The 19,326-nt window shown below is 52.6% G+C and carries 18 protein-coding genes and 1 other RNA gene; 15 read left to right on the forward strand and 4 right to left on the reverse strand.

What is annotated here, in order from left to right:
- Window positions 1-22: 22 nt before the first annotated feature.
- Together aroH and ppsR are read right to left on the reverse strand one after the other, a co-directional pair.
- A complete protein-coding gene (aroH, locus tag L384_RS06710; protein WP_023324505.1) occupies window positions 23-1,069 on the reverse strand; it encodes a 3-deoxy-7-phosphoheptulonate synthase AroH in 1,047 nt (348 codons plus the stop codon).
- A gap of 150 nt (window positions 1,070-1,219) precedes the next feature.
- Window positions 1,220-2,053 carry a posphoenolpyruvate synthetase regulatory kinase/phosphorylase PpsR gene (gene ppsR / locus L384_RS06705; protein ID WP_017384644.1) on the reverse strand — a complete coding sequence of 278 codons (834 nt, stop codon included), beginning with the start codon at window positions 2,051-2,053 and terminating at the stop codon, window positions 1,220-1,222.
- A gap of 335 nt (window positions 2,054-2,388) precedes the next feature.
- Between ppsR and ppsA the strand changes: the two genes are divergently transcribed.
- From ppsA to L384_RS22510, 13 genes are all read left to right on the forward strand, one after another.
- Window positions 2,389-4,767, forward strand: a complete 2,379-nt coding sequence (gene ppsA / locus L384_RS06700; protein ID WP_023324506.1) for a phosphoenolpyruvate synthase — start codon at window positions 2,389-2,391, stop codon at window positions 4,765-4,767.
- 234 nt (window positions 4,768-5,001) lie between these two features.
- Window positions 5,002-6,402 carry an MFS transporter gene (locus tag L384_RS06695; RefSeq protein ID WP_003857776.1) on the forward strand — a complete coding sequence of 467 codons (1,401 nt, stop codon included), beginning with the start codon at window positions 5,002-5,004 and terminating at the stop codon, window positions 6,400-6,402.
- Window positions 6,403-6,405: 3 nt separating this feature from the next.
- On the forward strand, window positions 6,406-8,781 hold the full coding sequence (locus L384_RS06690) for a glycoside hydrolase family 3 N-terminal domain-containing protein (RefSeq protein ID WP_023324507.1): 2,376 nt from the start codon (window positions 6,406-6,408) through the stop codon (window positions 8,779-8,781).
- A gap of 505 nt (window positions 8,782-9,286) precedes the next feature.
- Entirely contained in the window at window positions 9,287-9,703 is a 417-nt protein-coding gene (locus L384_RS22495; protein ID WP_131773770.1) for a hypothetical protein, read from the forward strand.
- Between the two features lie 134 nt (window positions 9,704-9,837).
- Window positions 9,838-10,014, forward strand: a complete 177-nt coding sequence (locus L384_RS22500) for a hypothetical protein (RefSeq protein WP_023324510.1) — start codon at window positions 9,838-9,840, stop codon at window positions 10,012-10,014.
- Complete coding sequence (locus L384_RS0121210) at window positions 10,011-10,334, forward strand: hypothetical protein (protein WP_032628205.1); 324 nt, start codon at window positions 10,011-10,013, stop codon at window positions 10,332-10,334. Before L384_RS22500 ends, L384_RS0121210 begins: the two co-directional genes overlap by 4 nt.
- 218 nt (window positions 10,335-10,552) lie before the next feature.
- Entirely contained in the window at window positions 10,553-11,035 is a 483-nt protein-coding gene (locus L384_RS22505; protein ID WP_023324511.1) for a hypothetical protein, read from the forward strand.
- 2 nt (window positions 11,036-11,037) lie between these two features.
- Entirely contained in the window at window positions 11,038-11,277 is a 240-nt protein-coding gene (locus L384_RS06680) for a hypothetical protein (protein WP_023324512.1), read from the forward strand.
- Complete coding sequence (gene tolA / locus L384_RS21555) at window positions 11,274-12,110, forward strand: cell envelope integrity protein TolA (RefSeq protein ID WP_023324513.1); 837 nt, start codon at window positions 11,274-11,276, stop codon at window positions 12,108-12,110. The genes L384_RS06680 and tolA overlap by 4 nt, the downstream gene beginning before the upstream one ends.
- 295 nt (window positions 12,111-12,405) lie before the next feature.
- A complete protein-coding gene (locus tag L384_RS06675; protein ID WP_023324514.1) occupies window positions 12,406-12,723 on the forward strand; it encodes a hypothetical protein in 318 nt (105 codons plus the stop codon).
- Window positions 12,710-13,111: a helix-turn-helix domain-containing protein gene (locus tag L384_RS06670; protein ID WP_032628206.1), complete on the forward strand. Its 402-nt coding sequence runs from the start codon at window positions 12,710-12,712 to the stop codon at window positions 13,109-13,111. The genes L384_RS06675 and L384_RS06670 overlap by 14 nt, the downstream gene beginning before the upstream one ends.
- 372 nt (window positions 13,112-13,483) lie before the next feature.
- Window positions 13,484-13,714 carry a hypothetical protein gene (locus L384_RS06665; RefSeq protein WP_023324516.1) on the forward strand — a complete coding sequence of 77 codons (231 nt, stop codon included), beginning with the start codon at window positions 13,484-13,486 and terminating at the stop codon, window positions 13,712-13,714.
- A 242-nt stretch (window positions 13,715-13,956) separates the two neighbouring features.
- Window positions 13,957-14,202 carry a hypothetical protein gene (locus L384_RS22510; protein WP_023324517.1) on the forward strand — a complete coding sequence of 82 codons (246 nt, stop codon included), beginning with the start codon at window positions 13,957-13,959 and terminating at the stop codon, window positions 14,200-14,202.
- On the opposite strand, the gene rprA is transcribed toward L384_RS22510, so the two are convergent.
- Both rprA and ydiK read right to left on the reverse strand, forming a co-directional pair.
- Window positions 14,203-14,310: antisense sRNA RprA (gene rprA / locus L384_RS22055), an RNA gene on the reverse strand.
- Window positions 14,311-14,519: 209 nt separating this feature from the next.
- Window positions 14,520-15,635: an AI-2E family transporter YdiK gene (gene ydiK / locus L384_RS06660; RefSeq protein ID WP_015570721.1), complete on the reverse strand. Its 1,116-nt coding sequence runs from the start codon at window positions 15,633-15,635 to the stop codon at window positions 14,520-14,522.
- Between the two features lie 199 nt (window positions 15,636-15,834).
- Between ydiK and L384_RS06655 the strand changes: the two genes are divergently transcribed.
- Window positions 15,835-18,891, forward strand: coding sequence for a D-2-hydroxyglutarate dehydrogenase YdiJ (locus tag L384_RS06655; RefSeq protein WP_023324518.1), 3,057 nt, complete (start codon window positions 15,835-15,837; stop codon window positions 18,889-18,891).
- Complete coding sequence (gene menI / locus L384_RS06650; protein WP_003857767.1) at window positions 18,888-19,298, forward strand: 1,4-dihydroxy-2-naphthoyl-CoA hydrolase; 411 nt, start codon at window positions 18,888-18,890, stop codon at window positions 19,296-19,298. Before L384_RS06655 ends, menI begins: the two co-directional genes overlap by 4 nt.
- Window positions 19,299-19,326 lie beyond the last annotated feature (28 nt).

Here is a 19,326-nt window from a genome sequence, read left to right on the forward strand (position 1 = left end):
CGCAGCGTCACCCGGCAGGATTTTAAAAGCGCGTGTCCACGGCTGAAGCCAGCATCTCCAGCAGCCGTTCGCTGTCTTCCCAGCTCAGGCACGGGTCGGTGATTGACTGGCCGTAGACCATTTGCTGTCCGGCGACGATCTTCTGCGTGCCTTCTTTGATAAAGCTCTCCGCCATAATTCCTGCAATGGCGGTCGAGCCGCTGCGGACCTGCTGGCAAACTTCCTCGCAGACGTCCAGCTGGCGGCGGTGCTGTTTCTGACAATTGCCGTGGCTGAAATCCACCACCAGATGCTCCGGCAGGTCAAATTCCGCCAGCGTTTCGCAAGCGGCGGCAATATCTTCTGCATGGTAATTCGGTTTTTTACCGCCACGCATAATGATATGTCCGAACGGGTTGCCGCTGGTCTGGTAGATGGTCATCTGGCCATTTTTATCCGGCGAGAGGAACATATGGCTGGCGCGTGACGCGCGGATGGCATCTACGGCAATTCGGGTATTACCGTCCGTTCCGTTTTTGAAGCCCACCGGACAGGAGAGCGCCGACGCCATTTCACGGTGGATCTGACTTTCGGTGGTACGCGCGCCAATCGCGCCCCAGCTTATGAGGTCGGCAATAAACTGTCCGGTCACCATATCCAGAAATTCGGTGGCAGTCGGCACGCCCAGCTCGTTAACCTGTAACAGCAGCTTGCGCGCCAGCGCAATACCGTGATTCACCCGGTAGCTACCGTTCAGATCCGGATCGGAAATCAATCCTTTCCAGCCCACGACGGTACGGGGCTTTTCAAAGTAGGTACGCATCACGATCTCCAGGCGATCCTGATACGTGCCGCGCAGCGTCTGAAGGCGTTGTGCATAATCCATTGCCGCGTCCAGGTCGTGGATGGAGCAGGGGCCAATCACCACCAGAAGACGTTTGTCTTCACCATTGAGAATTTTTTCGATGCGGCGACGGGAGGCCGTCACATGGTCCGCCACCACGGCGGAAACGGGATGCAGCCTGGCCAGTTCAGCCGGTGTGACCAGGCTATCAATGCGCGCGGTGCGCAGTTCGTCGGTTTTGTTCATGGAATGTCTCAGAAATTTTTTGCTTCATCGGCAGACTACCGGGAAGTGATGGGCATCACCTTAAACCAATCCCTGCTGATTTCAAGTTCGGGGCACGTCGCCCCGAGGATGGCATGATAATAACTGAAACTGGATTAATGTACTAGCATATTAGTACATGCGGCGATTTAGCCCCATGATATCGAGGATCTTGGTGGCAATTTCTTCTACTGAATAGTTGGTACTGTTCAGCCAGGGAATTTGATTTTTCCGGTACAGCGCTTCGACTTCAGAGACTTCCATTCGGCACTGGCGCATCGAGGCGTAGCGGCTGTTCTCGCGACGTTCTTCGCGGATCGCCGCCAGTCGTTCCGGGTTGATGGTCAGCCCAAACAGCTTATGCTGGAGCGGCTTGAGCGCGGCGGGCAGCACCAGGTTATCCATATCATCGGCAATAAAGGGGTAGTTGGCGGCGCGGATGCCAAACTGCATTGCCAGGTATAGGCTGGTGGGAGTTTTACCGCAGCGCGACACGCCGAGCAAAATCACCTGCGCCTGGTCGAGATTGCGCAGCGAGATCCCGTCGTCGTGCGCCAGGGTGTAGTCAATAGCGGCAATACGCGCATCGTATTTGGTCAGGTTACCGGGGTTCAGCCCGTGGGTACGGTGGGCGATCGGCGTCGGGTCGAGCTTCAGTTCGCTTTGCAAGGGGGCAACCAGCGCCTGCACGATGTCCTGACAGAAGCCCTCGCTTTGCAGAATGATATTGCGGATCTCAGGGATCACAATGGAATAGAACACCAGCGGACGAACGCCGGTCTGCTGGTAAATAGCGTCGATCTGGTCCTTGACCGCTTTGGCCCGGCTCTCATTTTCCACGAACGGCAGCGTGATGCTGTTTATCGATACCGGAAACTGCGACATCACCGCGTGTCCCAGCACCTCGGCGGTAATCGCCGTCCCATCAGAAATATAAAAAACGTGGCGATCGACAGCATTATCCATTTTATCCACCCTGAATAGCGTACGTAATTGCCTGAAAGCATAAATTAAAAAAGTTAATTTCACAGCAAAGAACTTATCTGAATTTAAAATGAAATGGTGTTTTTGATTTTCCTGAAAAGTGGATTTCATTTTTCGAATAGCGGCTTTATTTCTATGGTTTTTGCCGGAATCTATAGGAATCATCGGGTTAGCGAATGCCGGGAAACTGTCCGAAAAGTTGAAAATTTAAATTGCTTACACGATTCACCGTTTTTTTAGCGGAAATAAATATGCCAGTATAAATACGTAGTCAGGTGTTTCTTACTCCGATCAAATATCACAAAAGGATTGTTTCGATGTCCAACAATGGCTCGTCACCGCTGGTGCTTTGGTATAACCAACTCGGCATGAATGATGTAGACAGAGTTGGGGGCAAAAATGCCTCCCTGGGTGAAATGATTACAAATCTGTCCGGTATGGGTGTCTCCGTACCTAACGGGTTTGCCACAACCGCCGATGCGTTTAACCTGTTTTTAGACCAGAGCGGTGTAAACCAGCGCATTTACGACCTGCTGGATAAAACGGATATTGATGATGTCACCGAGCTTGCCAAAGCCGGCGCGCAAATCCGCCAGTGGATTATCGACACACCTTTCCAGCCGGAACTGGAAAAAGCCATCCATGACGCCTACAACCAGCTCTCCGCTGACGACGCGCAGGCCTCCTTTGCCGTGCGCTCTTCCGCTACCGCAGAAGATATGCCGGATGCCTCTTTCGCCGGGCAGCAGGAAACCTTCCTCAACGTCCAGGGTTACGAGGCGGTACTGGTGGCGGTGAAGCATGTGTTTGCTTCCCTGTTCAACGACCGCGCCATCTCCTATCGCGTCCATCAGGGCTATGACCACCGCGGCGTCGCGCTCTCCGCAGGCGTACAGCGCATGGTGCGCTCCGACGTGGGCTCTTCCGGCGTGATGTTCTCTATCGACACTGAATCCGGCTTCGACCAGGTGGTGTTTATCACCTCCGCATGGGGTCTGGGCGAGATGGTGGTGCAGGGGGCGGTGAACCCTGACGAATTCTATGTGCACAAGCCTACGCTGGCGGCTAACCGTCCGGCAGTGGTACGCCGCACCATGGGCTCGAAAAAAATCCGCATGATCTATGCCCCGACGCAAGAACATGGCAAGCAGGTCACCATTGAAGATGTGCCGCATGAGCAGCGGGATCGCTTCTCCCTGACCGACGCCGAAGTGGAAGAGCTGGCGAAGCAGGCGGTGCAGATTGAAAAACACTATGGCCGTCCGATGGACATCGAGTGGGCCAAAGACGGACACACCGGCAAGCTGTTTATCGTGCAGGCGCGTCCGGAAACCGTCCGTTCACGCGGTCAGGTCATGGAGCGCTACACCCTGCACGCGCAGGGCAAAATTGTCGCGGAAGGCCGCGCAATCGGCCACCGCATCGGTGCCGGTCCGGTGAAAGTGATCCACGACATTAGCGAGATGAACCGCATTCAGCCCGGCGACGTGCTGGTGACCGACATGACCGACCCGGACTGGGAACCGATCATGAAGAAAGCGGCTGCCATCGTCACGAACCGCGGCGGCCGTACCTGTCACGCGGCAATCATTGCCCGTGAGCTGGGGATCCCGGCGGTAGTCGGCTGTGGTGACGCGACCGAACGCATGAAGGACGACCAGAACGTGACGGTCTCCTGTGCCGAAGGCGATACCGGTTACGTGTATGCTGATATCCTCGACTTCAGCGTGAAAAGCTCCAGCGTGGATACCATGCCGGATCTGCCGCTGAAGATCATGATGAACGTCGGCAACCCGGACCGCGCGTTTGACTTCGCCTGCCTGCCGAACGAAGGCGTGGGCCTGGCGCGTCTGGAATTTATTATTAACCGTATGATCGGGGTGCACCCGCGTGCGCTGCTGGAGTTCGACGACCAGGACGCAAAACTGCAAAACGAAATCCGCGAGATGATGAAGGGTTACGACTCGCCGAGAGAGTTCTATGTTGGTCGTCTGACGGAAGGGATCGCCACGCTCGGCGCGGCCTTCTACCCGAAACGCGTGATCGTGCGTCTGTCGGACTTTAAGTCCAACGAATACGCCAACCTGGTGGGCGGCGAACGCTACGAGCCGGAAGAAGAGAACCCGATGCTGGGCTTCCGCGGCGCCGGACGCTACGTGTCGGAAAGCTTCCGCGACTGCTTCGCGCTGGAGTGCGAGGCGGTAAAACGCGTGCGCAACGACATGGGGCTGACCAACGTGGAAATCATGATCCCGTTCGTCCGTACCGTGGATCAGGCGAAGGCGGTGGTAGATGAGCTGGCGCGTCAGGGGCTGAAGCGCGGCGAGAACGGGCTGAAGATCATCATGATGTGTGAAATTCCGTCTAACGCCCTGCTGGCAGAGCAGTTCCTGGAGCACTTCGACGGCTTCTCCATTGGCTCGAATGACATGACGCAGCTGGCGCTCGGCCTGGACCGCGACTCCGGCGTTGTCTCTGAGCTGTTCGATGAGCGTAACGAGGCGGTGAAAGCGCTGCTCTCCATGGCCATCCGCGCGGCGAAGAAACAGGGTAAATATGTCGGGATTTGCGGCCAGGGTCCTTCTGACCATGAAGACTTTGCGGCCTGGCTGATGGACGAGGGAATTGATAGCCTCTCCCTGAACCCGGACACCGTGGTGCAGACCTGGCTGAGCCTGGCAGAGCTGAACAAGTAAAACCTGCATAATCTGAAAAAGGCGAGGATATCTGTCCTCGCCTTTTCTATTTTCCTGCGAATATGCTCACCATCACAAATAAAGCAAAAAACCAAATATCATAATTTATCTGTTAATTTAGACAATTGTTAGCGGGCAGGGCGTTGCTAATACTTGAGCCTTACCGCGTACATCCGTCGGGATGATGCGCGACTGGTTGAAATACGTTTTAACCTGATAAAAAGGCAAATAACAATGACAATCTCCTCTGTATTACGTACCAAAGATAAAATAGGTTATGGCCTCGGCGATATGGCCAGCGCGCTGGTCTGGCAAACGGCAACTTTATTTCTCGCTTATTTCTATACGGACGTATTCGGTTTGCCTGCCGCCATTATGGGCACCATGTTTTTAGTGGTGCGCGTGGTCGATGCGTTTGTCGACCCGTGCATTGGCGCGCTGGTGGACCGCACTCAGACCCGCCACGGTCGTTTTCGTCCCTGGCTGCTCTGGTTTGCCATTCCGTTTGGCGTGAGCTGCCTGATTACCTTCTACGTACCGGATGCCGGGCAGACGGCGAAAATTGTCTATGCCTGCGTAACCTATGCCATCCTGAGCCTGATCTATTCCGCGATTAATGTCCCTTACTGTGCCATGCCCGGCGCGCTGACGCTCGACCCGCGAGAACGCCACTCGCTGCAATCCTGGCGCTTTGGCCTGTCGTTTATCGGCGGGTTGATTGTAACGGTCATCGCGCTGCCGCTGGTCTCATTATTAGGCCAGGGGAATGTGCAAAAAGGCTATTTCTATGCCATGAGCCTGATGGGGCTGCTGGGCATTGTTTTATTCTTCTGCTGCTTCTTTATGACCCGGGAGCGTTACTCGCCGCGCAATGACACCTCCGGTTCGATGCTGACGGATTTAAAACTGCTGGCCGCCAATAGCCAGTGGCGAATAGTTTTTCTGTTTAATATTTTACTGTTAACCGCCGTCGTGACGCGTGGCTCTGCGACCATGTATTACGTTAACTATGTTCTGTTACGTCCGGAACTGGTTTTTGCCTTTATTGTTTCCGGCATGGTGGCCTCCTTAAGTGGCGCATTATTATCTGAACGCCTGCTGGGGAAATTTGACCGGGTGCGTGCCTATCAGTGGACCATTATTTCTTTCGTTATTTTTGGCGCGCTGATTTTCTTCATTCCGCCTTCGCAGGTGTGGCTGATATTCGGTCTGAATATTGTGTTTAGCTTTATTCAGAACCTGACCACGCCGCTGCAATGGACCATGTTCTCCGATGTGGTGGACTACGAAGAACACCGTAGCGGCCGCCGCCTGGACGGGCTGGTCTTTTCAACCGCCCTGTTTGCCATCAAGTTTGGGCTGGCGCTGGGTGGGGCGGTGGTCGGTTGGGTGCTTGGCATGGTGGATTACGCTCCGGGTCAGGCAAACCAGGCGCCTCATGTTCTTGCAACCATCAATGCCCTGTTCACCCTGATCCCCTGCGCGCTGTTCCTCTGCATGGTGGCGCTCCTTGCCATCTACAAACTTAACAGCCGGCTGGTGGACAGCATCGCCCGCGAGCTGGCGAGCAAACGCGATAGTCGAAACGATGCGGGGCAGCTCAGCCCGGCAACCCAATCCGCACTACAGGAGTAAACCATGACTGCGATCTACAAGGACGCGGGACGTCCCGTACACGAGCGTGTCGCTGATTTACTGGCGCGTATGACGCCGGAAGAGAAATTTGCCCAGATGCACGCGTACTGGCTGATCCTCGATGAACACGGCAACCACCGCGAGCGCAGCGATCTGAGCGATGAATTCGCTGGCGTGAGCGAACAGGCGTCCCTCAACGAAAGGCTGAAGCTCGGCGTCGGGCAGATCACCCGTCCGCTCGGCACGCACATTGTTAATGCAAAAACCGGCGTGCGTGCCGCCAACCGCCTGCAACGCATGATGATGGAGGAGACCCGGCTCGGCATTCCGGCGCTGTTTCATGAGGAGTGTCTGGTGGGGCTGCTGTGCAAAGATGCAACCCTGTTCCCGTCGTCGCTAAACTACGGTTCCACCTGGGACCCGGCGCTGGTGCAGCGCGCGGCGGAGCAGATTGGTAAAGAGGCCCGATCCGTCGGTTGCCAGCAGGGGCTGGCCCCGGTGCTGGATGTCTCGCGCGATGTGCGCTGGGGACGGACGGAAGAGACATTTGGGGAAGATCCGTGGCTGGTAGGGGTGATGGCGACGGCGTACGTGAAGGGGTTGCAGGGCGATAAGCGCGATCTGCTGGCGACCCTGAAACATTACGTCGGCCACTCCTTCAGCGAAGGGGCGCGCAACCATGCGCCGGTCCATCTCGGTTTCAGCGAGCTAAACGATACCTTCCTGCTGCCGTTTGAGATGGCGGTGAAGCTGGCCAACGCCGGTTCGGTGATGCCAGCCTATCACGACATTGATAATCAGCCAGGGCACAGCGACCATTTCCTGCTCACTACCGTGCTGCGTGAACAGTGGGGCTTCGACGGCATTATCGTGGCGGATTACGGCGGCGTCAGCCTGCTGCACCAGCACCACGGAATTTCTCACGATCCAGCGGAATCGGCGGCGCTGGCGTTTAACGCCGGGCTGGACGTGGAATTGCCGAAGGATGACTGCGCGCGTAATCTGGCGGAAGCGGTAGAGCGTGGGCTTATCTCAATGGCGAAAGTGGATGAGATTGTGGCGCGCGTGCTAAGTGAAAAATTCCGTCTCGGGCTGTTTGAAAAACCGTACGCCGACGAAGACGGCATCGATTTGCAGAGTGAGGCGACCCGGCAGGTGGCGCGCGAGGTGGCAACAAAATCGATCACGCTGCTGGAAAATAACGGCATTTTGCCCCTCGGCGGAAAACCCCGTGTAGCGGTAGTGGGGCCGACGGCGGACGATCCGCTGGCGCTGCTGAGCGGCTACAGCTTCCCGGTTCACCTGATCATCAGCGATATGGTTGAAGAGACCTCGCAGGTGACTACCCCGCGCGCGGCGCTGGAACAGTACCTTGGTGCATCGCAGATACGTTACGCCAAAGGGTGCCAGATTATCGAAAAACGGATGGCGGGTGCGCCGGTGTTCCCGGGCGACAGCGGCGGTAAACCGATGCAGCAATCGCCGGTTTCACAACGCACGGATTTGATCCCCGACGCCGTGAGCGCGGCAAAAGAGAGTGACGTGGTGGTGGCCTGCGTGGGCGACCTCGCCGGGCTATTCCAGAGCGGCACCGTGGGGGAAGGATCGGATACCGACTCGCTGGATCTGCCAGGCGTGCAGCAACAGCTGCTGGAGGCGCTGGTGGCAACCGGTAAGCCGGTGATTGTCGTCATGACGGGCGGGCGTCCTTATAACCTTCAGGGGCTGGAAGAGAAGGTGGCCGCGCTGATGATGGCCTGGGCGCCGGGGCAGGAAGGGGGCTGGGCGATTGCCGATGTCTTAACCGGCCGCGCGGAGCCGCAGGGCAGGCTGGTAGTGAGCGTGCCGAAAAACGCCGGGGCGATGCCGTACTACTATAACCACAAGCTGAAAAGCGGCGGCACGCCGTTTGCGTTCCATTTCGGCGCACTTTACCCGTTCGGTTACGGTCTCGGCTGGACGCAGTTTCGCTGGGGCGCGGCCCGCCTGGCTGAAAGCCGCGTCCCGATCGACGGAGAGGTGGCGTTAAGCGTCGATATCACCAACACCGGCGAGCGCAGCGGCAGCGAAGTGGTACAGGTGTACGTACGCGATAAGGTCGCCACGCAGGTGCGTCCGCTTCAGGAGCTGAAAGCGTTCCAGCGCGTGACGCTTTCACCGGGAGAAACCGCCACGCTGACCTTTACCCTGCCGGTGGAGATGTTTAATTTCACCCGCCGGGACGGAAAGCGAATTGTCGAGCCAGGGGAGTTTGAGCTACAGGTTGGCGCGTCCTCGGCGGATATTCGCGAGGTGGTGAACGTGCTGGTGACCGGGGAAACGCGGGTGCTGGCGGGGGATTGGCGGATGCTTAGTCGCTGTGACATTACATTGGCGTAAAAAGGATAAAAAAAAGCCCATCGTGGGAGATGGGCAAAATTCCCCATCCTACAAACCCACGATAAGCACACAGGCCTTTAAGCCTTGTGCGGCGGGCTTTTACAATGCTCTCAGGAAAAAATGAGTGATGGTTCAATGTGGGTCAGGTTCGGTGGTGCTCGTATGGCTTATAGCTATATGCAGGGTAAGCTGAAATCAACCGTTCATAGTGTCATGGTGCAGCACAGTTTAATTAGCTCGTGGCGTGGTTAAGAAAAGTCTGAGGGGTTAGCACAAATACCTCATAAAATTAAAGGTGCTGACTTTATTATTTAATTCCCGATTATCCGAGATAAATAAAATGTTTCGTAAATACTTTGTTGTAAAAACAGGCGTATGTGGTGCTTTGTTTTTAGGTGTGTGTGCTCTTACCGCTGGTAGTTTAATGTAGCCTGATGCACCTGCTGCTGTAGCTCAGGCTAATCATAAGACACCTACTGTAGAGGCTAATTATTCTGCTGCTGATATGGTTCCTTTTACTCAGTGGAATGATATTACTGAACACACCACAGCAAAATATAAATGCTCAGGTGGTCAAGAGGTGACATTAGATAGTGTTAATACTTCAGATGCCAATTCAAATGGAATGCCTCAACTAGGTTTTTATGACTTCTTAACGGTTACTCAGAATGGCTTTGTTATTGCTAAGAATGAAGTGCAAACAAACCGCTATGAGGAAAGTAGCGTAATGAGTCTGGACTATAACGGGAAATATGTAAGCAAAGCTTCAGCAGGTGGCAATAACGCCAAAGGTGAGGAAGTTGTATTTACATTTTTCTCTGTTCTGGATTCAGAAGCTAAATCTACTAGCTATACCCTGATTGCTCAAACACTATCTAAAGATGATGTAGATGAAAAATATACTTGTGAGGTGGTGAAATGATTAGTGTGATTATTCTTTTGGGTTTCTTTGTTTCTCTTGGGTTGTTCGTGAGCAAGCTGCAAGAGGTAGTAATTCTGGCAAGGATTTTAAAGTCTTTAGCTGGTGAATGAAATCATATTATTGAAAGGTGAATTATGATTTTATTAATTGCTGCTGGTTTCGTTTTTTTTGTCTGCTTTATGCTTTGGGTTATATATCAGCAAACTATCCCACGTGCTAGCTATGAGATTCCAAAGTGGCAATGGGATGCAATGCAAGACCGTTTTAATGAGCTTGAATCTGAAATGGAACATTTAAGAGAAATAAAATGAAACGTTTAATGGTGGCTGGTTTATTGTTGGCTTCTTTCGGTGCTTCTGCTTCAAGTGTTGATGCTGTCTATCATTGTGGTATTGGTCAGGCTGGTAATGATTTGCAGATTAGCAATGGTGTAGATAAGCATGGTGAGTTTATGGCGTGGTACTCAGACGTTTACTATCACACTGGAACAGGTGCTGATGGTTCATCTGTGTTTACTCAGCAAGAAACAGGCAATAAGCTATTCGTGAAGTATGTGAATGACAATTTAACTCTTATTACTTCAATTAATGCTAACCCTCATTCAGAAATGAATTTCATGTGTAAGGCATAGCAATGAAGATAAAGCCTTTCGACCTGTTCAGGGCGGAGAGGGAGGAAGTAACACCTACAGGACGGGCTATAGAGTGTTTAACTGAACATCCCTATGGAAACCTTCAGGGGAGGCTACGGAGGCCTACAGTGGCTCTGATGTTGTGGAAGTATAAAGACAATAAATAATAGTTAGTGATGGTAGTAAACCTTTTCTTTTAAACTTGCTTGGAAATACAAATGAAAATTAAAGCTGTGGCTATGGCTATGTCTATTGTTGTGGGTGCTGTTTCTCTTTCTGGATGCTGTTTAGTAGTCGATGGGAAAACTCAGCCTGTAGCAATTAAAACTAATGTACCTGCTTTGTATAGCATTAGAAATGCAGATGGTCAGGAAGTCGCTGATGGTGTAGCACCTGCTACAGTGAATTTAAAACGTGGTGATGCACCTTATACAATCAGCTTACGCAGAACGGCAGACAGTACGCCAGCCACCTCTACAATCAATGACAATTTAAATGGCTGGCTTTGGGGTGACTTGTTCTGCGGGCTTATTATTTGTGGTGGTGTAGACCTTGCTACAGGTAGCGCATGGGATTTAGATAAAGAGGTTACTGTAACTACAACAGGAGCGGGTGTAGTGGTTAATAGTCCTCTTCAAACCATTCAGCCAAAAGGGGCAGGGGTAACTATTAACAACACCGTTAATAACAAGCAGAGCTAAACATGAAACGCATATTAATTGGTTGTGCTTTGATTGTGTTTTTGGGTATGGCTGTTCGTTTGGTTTACTTGCAGCAGTTCTATAATATTGCAATGCAGGAAGCTAATATTGAATCTAGGCTAGGCACTGAATGCAAATTCACTAGAAAGACCCCTCACTGCTATGTGTTGCTGGACCAACTACAAAACACTGTTAAAGAGTGGGCTGCTTTTAATATTCGCTGGCATAGAGAGAACAAATGATGAAGATTGTGATGGGGGCTGTTCTGCTTGCTGTGTGTGGTTCTGCATCAGCAGCAGATAAGCCTGATACTATCTACACCTGTACACGTGAGGCCGATAATGGCTTTATTGTTCAGGATGTGAGATATACACAACACGAGGGGGACAGGAATTATATTTTGTTAGGTGAGCATTACGACACTCAGAAAATATACTTCTATAATATAGTAGATGATTTAAAGCGTGGTGTTTATGATAGTTCTCAGCAATCCGCTATTAAAATATCATCTTCTAAACAGATACCTCTGATTGTGAAATATAAAACAGCTTCAGAGGCGCTTGAATATCATTGTGATTATGATGTGGCTCTTAGCCTGATAGCACAAGATGATTGGAATAAGGAACAGGAAAGGAAGCACAGAACAGCAGGGCAGGAGGCCGCACTTAAAAAGGCTGCTGCTGAACGTGCTGCTAAAGCAAAAGCTGCTGCTGTGAAAGCTGCTGCGGCTACTGAAGCTGATAATATGCTCTCTGACCTTAACCAAAGCAAGCCTAAAGCCCCACAGCCCGCCTCTGGTGGTGCATCAGGTGCAGAGATAAGCCAGTATGCCAACACCATCAGAACAGCGATACAGAGCCGTTTAGACACGTCTAAATACGCTGGTAAACGTTGCTCTCTGACATTGCACCTAAGCAGGGATGGAACTGTTCAGGCTGTAGACCATCTGACAGGGGATGATAATCTCTGCAATGATGCTATGGCTGCTGTCTATCAAATAGATAAGTTTTCTGCACCGCCTAGCGATGGAGTGTATGCAGCATTCAAAGATGCAACTTTGAGCTTGCGGCTATAGAACGCTGAGAGGATAAAAGGGCTAATGTCCTGATTGTTATGAAGGGCTATCTAGTAATAGGTAGCTCTTTTTTATTTCTTTTCTTTCAGCGTCTGCCTTTAGGCAGTATAGCTATCTTCCATAAGTATAATTTTTATTCGTTATTAAGATGCATCTTTTAAGTAAGTATTAGTTGAATCTTAATAGAGTATAAATATTATACCTATGGAGCACTTCGGAATTATCACGGCTAGTGTTAGTACCTATGTAATATGAAAAGAATTATATTTATTCATTTACTAAAGGACTAACCCTCATGAACAATATTGCAGAATTATCTTTCCCTGAACATTTTTTCTTATATGAGGGAATGAAGCTTTTGCTGTTAATTGACTTGTTGCACTATTCAACGCTTGCATATAAGGCGGGATGGAAAAACTTACCATCTGAGATTTATATTGACTTTGCACAAATGCAAGCGGAATTAAAAGTATCACACCCTGCTTACAGGGCATCACTGAAACGTCTTGTTAAAGCAAAGCTATTAACTAAAATGGCAAAGCATAAATACATCATTGTCAATTTTCGTGATGTGGCTGGTGAATTGGGGGGGATTCCTGATGAAGTCTGCTAATCCTCAATTCTTAATGTTTATGATGGAGCTTTATCAGCGTACAGATTTAAAGCCCATTGAAACTATCGTTTATAGCCTGATGCTGAATACGTACAGATATTATAAAAAGAGTCATATTGAATTTTCACCCTCTATTAAATATCTCGCTAAAGAATCTAAGTTTTCAGAGCTTACTGTGAAGAATGCTCTACAGACTCTTAAAAAGTTAGGGCTAATCACCGTCCTGAAACGTGGGAACGGCATCACAGGCAAAGCCAGCACCTACACAGTGCAGTATTACAGGGAGCTTAAGACCCTGTTTACCCGTCCTAGCACAAGCGACATCTCCAAGGCAGATCGTGAAGCGCGTAGCGATGCAGATATTCCTGCAACGGATAGCGCAGACTAAAAACGGCCTACGGAAAGCGTGCACAGAAACGTGCAGAGGAACCACTCCTCATTTCTGAGGAACCAGAACGAGAGATCTCGTTGTGCTCACCAGTGCTAGAAATCCAGCAGTGCTCACAGGAGCCACCAGAAGCCCCTAAGGAGCCTTTAAAGGTTCAACACAAGCAGAACCAGAAAAAACGCCTCAGAACGCGATTAGCACCCCTCAGCATGTGGATGCTGGCTTGATTCCTGATGAATCAATAATTCTCTACTGGAGAGGCAGAGGAAGAGAAGCAACATCAACCCTAATTAGTATGGCTAGACGTGGCTTAGAAGCTGGAACGTTAGCTCAGGAAGATTTTGAAAAATATATAGTACAAGGAAAAGCAGCATGAACATTACTAAAGCCGTTATTGAAATTCAGCAGCAAGCAAACAGCCAGATGCTTTCATTAACTAAAGACAGCACTGACCACGATATCACTAAAAACTTCTATGATGCCGCTATTCGTTATCTAGTGCCTCATGACATCTATCAAAATATTGCACGTACTTTCATGCATACCTCACTTGAATATGTAGCCTCATTGGCCGCTAAGGTGGTTAATAATGAAAATGCCTAACAGAGATAAAGCTAGTGGACGCTGGCTAAGAGCTACTGACAATGACCAATATAGAGGCCGTCAATATGGGCGGCTTAAAGTATTAGATATAGACTGGATTACAGAGAAAGCGGGAAACACTAAACGCTATGCTCTGTACCATTGTACCTGTGGCAATCTTCATCGTTTAAGCTTGAGCAGTTTAATCAGAAAAGAGTTCCCCACTCGTTCATGCGGCTGTTTACGTAGGGAGATTTGTTATAATGGAAGATGAAAATGATTTGACGTGGTCTGATAATTTCGAAACGGTTTATAAGCCTGATAAAGGCTATGATGGTTTTGAAGATGAATATGGGGCTTTTTCAACCTTCCTACAACATTCAAAACCACGTCATACAAGCCTAACTATCAATGAGTTAGACACTCTCAGCATTGTATGTTCATACGACATTCATACAACTGTCTTACGATATGCACTCAGCAGTACACGGGTGAGCATTGATTTGTAAGCAAAAAAAAGCCCATCGTGGGAGATGGGCAAAGACTACACACAGCAATTCGTTGTTTCACTCAGGGGATTTCCATGCTTATAAATCAAGGTGTTGATTTATAACCGTGTCTTAATAGTAGGCATGCCAGGATTTTGAGTCGATCGGATTCGTCTCAATAGTTAAAGGCAGGTAAAGATTTCTTGAAGAGAATGACGGTTTTAGGCAGGAAAAGGCGGGTCTGACCAGTGTGCAGAGAATAAATAGTTTAGCAACGTTTAAGTATTGCTGTGGAGAGTGTAGGCCGGGTAAGCGTTAGCGCCACCCGGCATCCGTTCTTACTGCGCGTTCTTATCTTCCAGCTCTTCAAGTTCGCTTAAGATGACGTCTGGATCGGTTCCCGGCGGCGGTACTTCATGCACCCAGGCGGAGAAGAGACGCCAGGTCACCGCTAGCAGAACCGGACCGATGAACAGGCCAATCATGCCGAAGGCAATTAACCCCCCGATTACCCCAGACAGGATCAGAATCAGCGGCAGGTCAGCGCCCATGCGGATGAGGAGGGGACGGATCACGTTATCCATGGTGCCCACCACGCAACTCCAGACCAGCAGCACCGTGCCCCAGGTCGTATCCCCCGTCCAGTAAAGCCAGATAATGCAGGGAACCAGCACCAGCAGCGGACCGAGCTGCGCCAGACAGGTCATCAGCATGACGACGGTGAAAATGGTGGCATAAGGTACGCCGGAAATCGCCAGCCCGATTCCGCCAAGTACAGCCTGCACCAGCGCTGTGACCACCACACCGAGCGCCACCGCGCGGACGGCCTGGGCTGCCAGCAGCACGGCCGCATCGCCGCGTTTACCTGCCAGTCGGGTGGCGAAATGACGTACCCCCAGCGCAACCTGCTCGCCGCGCCAGTACAGCAGGGCGCTGAAGACCAGCATCAACGTACAGTGCATCATGAAGCGACCGATGTGCGCAGCCTGCCCCACAAACCAGGTGGTGGTTGTGCCGATGTACGGACGCACTTTGGCCATCAGGGCGCTACCGCCCATCTCCAGCAGGCTGTGCCAGCCGCTGTACAGTTTTGCGCCCACAACAGGAATACTGTTCAGCCACGCGAGATCCGGCAGCGTCATATCACCGCTGGTGACCGCGCGAATAACCGGGCCGCTACTGTCAACCAGGCTGTTAACCAGTAGTGCAATGGGAATAATAAACAGCAGGAACAACAGCAACGTCATCACCAGCACGGCCAGGCCGCGGCGACCAAACAGCAGTTTCTGCAAACGCAAGAGTAAAGGCCAGGTGGCGACGACGACGGTCGCGGCCCAGGCAAATCCGAGCACGAAAGGACGAACGATCCACAGACACGCAATAATCATAATGGCTAAGAACAGCACCGACAGCAGTATCTGCGCGACATCCCTGGGCTGACGAAGATTGACCATAAACGAAACTTTCCTTAAATGAACACCAGCAAGGCTGATGGGAATATAAACCGCATCTCTCTAATCATTAGTGATTTCAGCGATTTTTGACAGGCGGATTTTGCCCGTAATTCTACGAAGCACATAAGAAAAAAATGTGATAAAACTTTCCAGACACAACGCAAACGATTTCACACTATTCTCATTAGGGTCGACAGCAATGATCCCACAGATTTCTCAGGCACCGGGCGTCGTTCAGCTGGTGCTTAATTTTTTGCAGGCACTGGAGCAACAGGGTTTTACAGGTGACACCGCTACCGATTATGCCGACAGGCTGACGATGGCGACCGATAACAGTATTTACCAGCTTCTTCCCGATGCCGTCGTTTTCCCGCGCTCTACCGCCGATGTGGCGCTCATCGCCCGTCTGGCATCGCAGGAGCGTTTCAGCTCCCTGGTCTTCACCCCACGCGGCGGCGGGACGGGTACCAATGGGCAGGCGCTGAACCAGGGCATCATCATTGATATGTCCCGCTATATGAACCGCATCATTGAGATCAACCCGGAAGAGGGGTGGGTGCGTGTGGAAGCGGGGGTGATCAAAGATCAGTTGAATCAGTTTTTGAAACCTTACGGCTATTTTTTTGCGCCGGAGCTTTCCACCAGTAACCGCGCGACCATTGGCGGGATGATCAACACCGATGCCTCGGGGCAGGGCTCACTGGTGTACGGCAAAACCTCCGACCACGTTATGGGTGTGCGGGCGGTGCTGCTGGGGGGCGATATCCTCGATACCCAACCGATGCCGATCGAGCTGGCCGAAACGCTGGCAGCAGAGAGCACCACCAGCGGACGGATTTATCGCACCGTGCTGGAGCGCTGCCGCGAAAATCGCGAGCTGATCCTTGACAAATTCCCGAAGCTAAACCGCTTCCTGACGGGCTACGATCTGCGACATGTCTTCAATGACGATATGAGCCAGTTTGATCTTACCCGCGTACTGACCGGGTCAGAAGGGACGCTGGCCTTCATCACCGAAGCGCGTCTGGATATCACCCGGTTGCCAAAGGTGCGCCGTCTGGTGAACGTCAAATACAACTCCTTTGACTCGGCGCTGCGTAATGCACCGTTTATGGTGGAGGCGCGGGCGCTGTCGGTGGAAACCGTCGATTCAAAAGTCCTGAACCTGGCCCGGGAGGATATTGTCTGGCATTCGGTGAGCGAACTGATTACCGACGTGCCGGATAAAGAGATGCTCGGCCTGAACATCGTCGAGTTCGCCGGGGATGACGCAGAGCTGATTGAGAGCCAGGTAAGCACGCTCTGCCAGCGTCTGGACGAGCTGATTGCGCAGGGGGAAGGCGGCGTCATTGGCTGGCAGCTGTGTAACGATCTCTCCGGCATCGAGCGAATCTACGCGATGCGTAAAAAGGCGGTGGGGCTGCTCGGCAACGCGAAAGGGGCGGCGAAGCCGATTCCGTTTGCGGAAGATACCTGCGTGCCGCCGGAACATCTGGCGGATTATATCGTGGAGTTTCGCGCGCTGCTCGACAGCCATGGTCTGAGCTATGGCATGTTCGGGCACGTTGACGCGGGCGTGCTGCACGTGCGCCCGGCGCTGGACATGTGCGATCCGCAGCAGGAGATCCTGATGAAGGCGATCTCCGACGAGGTCGTGGCCCTCACGGCCAAATACGGCGGTTTGCTGTGGGGCGAGCACGGCAAGGGGTTCCGCGCCGAGTACAGCCCGGCCTTTTTTGGCGAACAGCTCTACGCCGAGCTGCGTAAGGTGAAGGCCGCGTTCGATCCTGATAACCGCCTCAATCCGGGAAAAATCTGCCCGCCGGAGGGCGTTGATGCGCCGATGTTGCAGGTGGATGCCGTTAAGCGCGGCACCTATGACCGCCAAATTCCGATTGCGGTACGCGCTTCCTGGCGCGGCGCGATGGAGTGTAACGGCAACGGGCTGTGCTTTAACTTCGATGTGAAAAGCCCGATGTGTCCGTCGATGAAAATCACCAGCAACCGCATCCACTCCCCAAAAGGGCGTGCCACGCTGGTGCGCGAATGGCTGCGCCTGCTGGCCGACCGCGGCGTTGACCCGCTCAAGCTGGAACAGGAGCTGCCGGAAAAACGCGCGAGCCTGCGCGGGCTTATCGAACGCACCCGCAACAGCTGGCATGCGAACAAAGGCGAATACGATTTCTCGCATGAGGTGAAAGAGGCGATGTCCGGCTGCCTGGCGTGTAAGGCGTGTTCAACCCAGTGCCCAATTAAAATTGACGTACCGGAATTCCGTTCCCGCTTCCTCCAGCTGTACCACACGCGTTATCTGCGCCCGATGCGCGATCATCTGGTAGCAACGGTGGAGAGTTACGCGCCGCTGATGGCCCGTGCGCCAAAAACCTTTAACTTCTTTATCAACCAGCCACTGGTGCGAAAACTGTCTGAAAAACATATCGGCATGGTGGATCTGCCGCTGCTGTCGGTGCCATCGCTCCAGCGTCGGCTGGTGGGGCACCGCTCGGCGAATATGACCCTGGAACAACTGGAAGCATTAAGCCCTGAGCAGAAAGCGAAGGTGGTGCTGGTGGTGCAGGATCCATTTACCAGCTATTACGATGCGCAGGTGGTGGCCGATTTTGTCCGACTGGCCGAGAAAATCGGCTACCAGCCGGTGGTGCTGCCGTTCTCGCCGAACGGCAAGGCGCAGCACATTAAAGGCTTCCTCACCCGCTTTGCGAAAACCGCGCAGAAAACTTCAGATTTTCTGAATCGCGTGGCGCAGCTCGGCATGCCGATGGTGGGCGTCGATCCGGCGCTGGTGCTCTGTTACCGGGACGAATATAAGCAGACTCTCGGCGATAAGCGCGGTGATTTTCAGGTCTTACTGGTACACGAGTGGCTGCCTGCGGTGCTGACGCAAACGCCCCCTCAGGAGGTCAGCGGAGAATCCTGGTACCTGTTTGGGCACTGCACCGAAGTGACGGCGCTGCCGACGGCGCCTGCCCAGTGGGCTTCTATCTTCTCCCGGTTTGGCGCGAAGCTGGAAAGCGTCAACGTGGGCTGCTGCGGTATGGCCGGAACCTACGGCCATGAAGTCAAAAACCACGCTAATTCGCTCGGCATTTACGAGCTGTCATGGCATCAGGCGATGCAGCGCCTGCCACGCAACCGCTGTCTGGCGACGGGCTACTCCTGCCGCAGCCAGGTGAAACGGGTGGAAGGTAACGGCGTCCGCCATCCATTGCAGGCTTTACTGGAGATTATCGGATGATCTGGAAACGTGCGGTCACGCTGGAGGCCTTAAATGCCATGGGCGCGGAGAACATGGTCGGTTTGCTGGACATCCAGTTCACGCGCATTGGCGACAACGAACTGGAAGCGACGATGCCGGTAGACTGCCGTACTCATCAACCGTTTGGCCTGTTACACGGCGGCGCGTCCGTCGTGCTGGCCGAAACGCTGGGATCGGTGGCGGGCTACCTGTGTACGGAAGGAGAGCAGAAGGTGGTGGGTCTGGAGGTCAATGCCAACCACATCCGCTCCGTTCGCAGCGGGCGCGTGCGCGGCGTCTGCCGGGCGCTGCATGCTGGAAGCCGCCATCAGGTGTGGCAGATTGATATCCTGGACGAGCAGGATCGCCTGTGTTGTTCATCAAGGCTGACGACGGCCGTTGTGTAAAGTTTCCGGATGTCTTGCTTTTGGTCAA

The sequence above is a fragment of the Enterobacter sp. MGH 38 genome (assembly GCF_000492855.1).
Taxonomy (GTDB): domain Bacteria; phylum Pseudomonadota; class Gammaproteobacteria; order Enterobacterales; family Enterobacteriaceae; genus Enterobacter; species Enterobacter hormaechei_C.

Excerpts from the sequence above, each read along its gene's own strand:
- aroH (WP_023324505.1), bottom strand. The coding sequence starts at position 1,069 with ATGAACAAAACCGACGAACTGCGCACCGCGCGCATTGATAGCCTGGTC.
- ppsR (WP_017384644.1), bottom strand. The coding sequence starts at position 2,053 with ATGGATAATGCTGTCGATCGCCACGTTTTTTATATTTCTGATGGGACG.
- ppsA (WP_023324506.1), top strand. The coding sequence starts at position 2,389 with ATGTCCAACAATGGCTCGTCACCGCTGGTGCTTTGGTATAACCAACTC.
- L384_RS06695 (WP_003857776.1), top strand. The coding sequence starts at position 5,002 with ATGACAATCTCCTCTGTATTACGTACCAAAGATAAAATAGGTTATGGC.
- L384_RS06690 (WP_023324507.1), top strand. The coding sequence starts at position 6,406 with ATGACTGCGATCTACAAGGACGCGGGACGTCCCGTACACGAGCGTGTC.
- L384_RS22495 (WP_131773770.1), top strand. The coding sequence starts at position 9,287 with ATGGTTCCTTTTACTCAGTGGAATGATATTACTGAACACACCACAGCA.
- L384_RS22500 (WP_023324510.1), top strand. The coding sequence starts at position 9,838 with ATGATTTTATTAATTGCTGCTGGTTTCGTTTTTTTTGTCTGCTTTATG.
- L384_RS0121210 (WP_032628205.1), top strand. The coding sequence starts at position 10,011 with ATGAAACGTTTAATGGTGGCTGGTTTATTGTTGGCTTCTTTCGGTGCT.
- L384_RS22505 (WP_023324511.1), top strand. The coding sequence starts at position 10,553 with ATGAAAATTAAAGCTGTGGCTATGGCTATGTCTATTGTTGTGGGTGCT.
- L384_RS06680 (WP_023324512.1), top strand. The coding sequence starts at position 11,038 with ATGAAACGCATATTAATTGGTTGTGCTTTGATTGTGTTTTTGGGTATG.
- tolA (WP_023324513.1), top strand. The coding sequence starts at position 11,274 with ATGATGAAGATTGTGATGGGGGCTGTTCTGCTTGCTGTGTGTGGTTCT.
- L384_RS06675 (WP_023324514.1), top strand. The coding sequence starts at position 12,406 with ATGAACAATATTGCAGAATTATCTTTCCCTGAACATTTTTTCTTATAT.
- L384_RS06670 (WP_032628206.1), top strand. The coding sequence starts at position 12,710 with ATGAAGTCTGCTAATCCTCAATTCTTAATGTTTATGATGGAGCTTTAT.
- L384_RS06665 (WP_023324516.1), top strand. The coding sequence starts at position 13,484 with ATGAACATTACTAAAGCCGTTATTGAAATTCAGCAGCAAGCAAACAGC.
- L384_RS22510 (WP_023324517.1), top strand. The coding sequence starts at position 13,957 with ATGGAAGATGAAAATGATTTGACGTGGTCTGATAATTTCGAAACGGTT.
- ydiK (WP_015570721.1), bottom strand. The coding sequence starts at position 15,635 with ATGGTCAATCTTCGTCAGCCCAGGGATGTCGCGCAGATACTGCTGTCG.
- L384_RS06655 (WP_023324518.1), top strand. The coding sequence starts at position 15,835 with ATGATCCCACAGATTTCTCAGGCACCGGGCGTCGTTCAGCTGGTGCTT.
- menI (WP_003857767.1), top strand. The coding sequence starts at position 18,888 with ATGATCTGGAAACGTGCGGTCACGCTGGAGGCCTTAAATGCCATGGGC.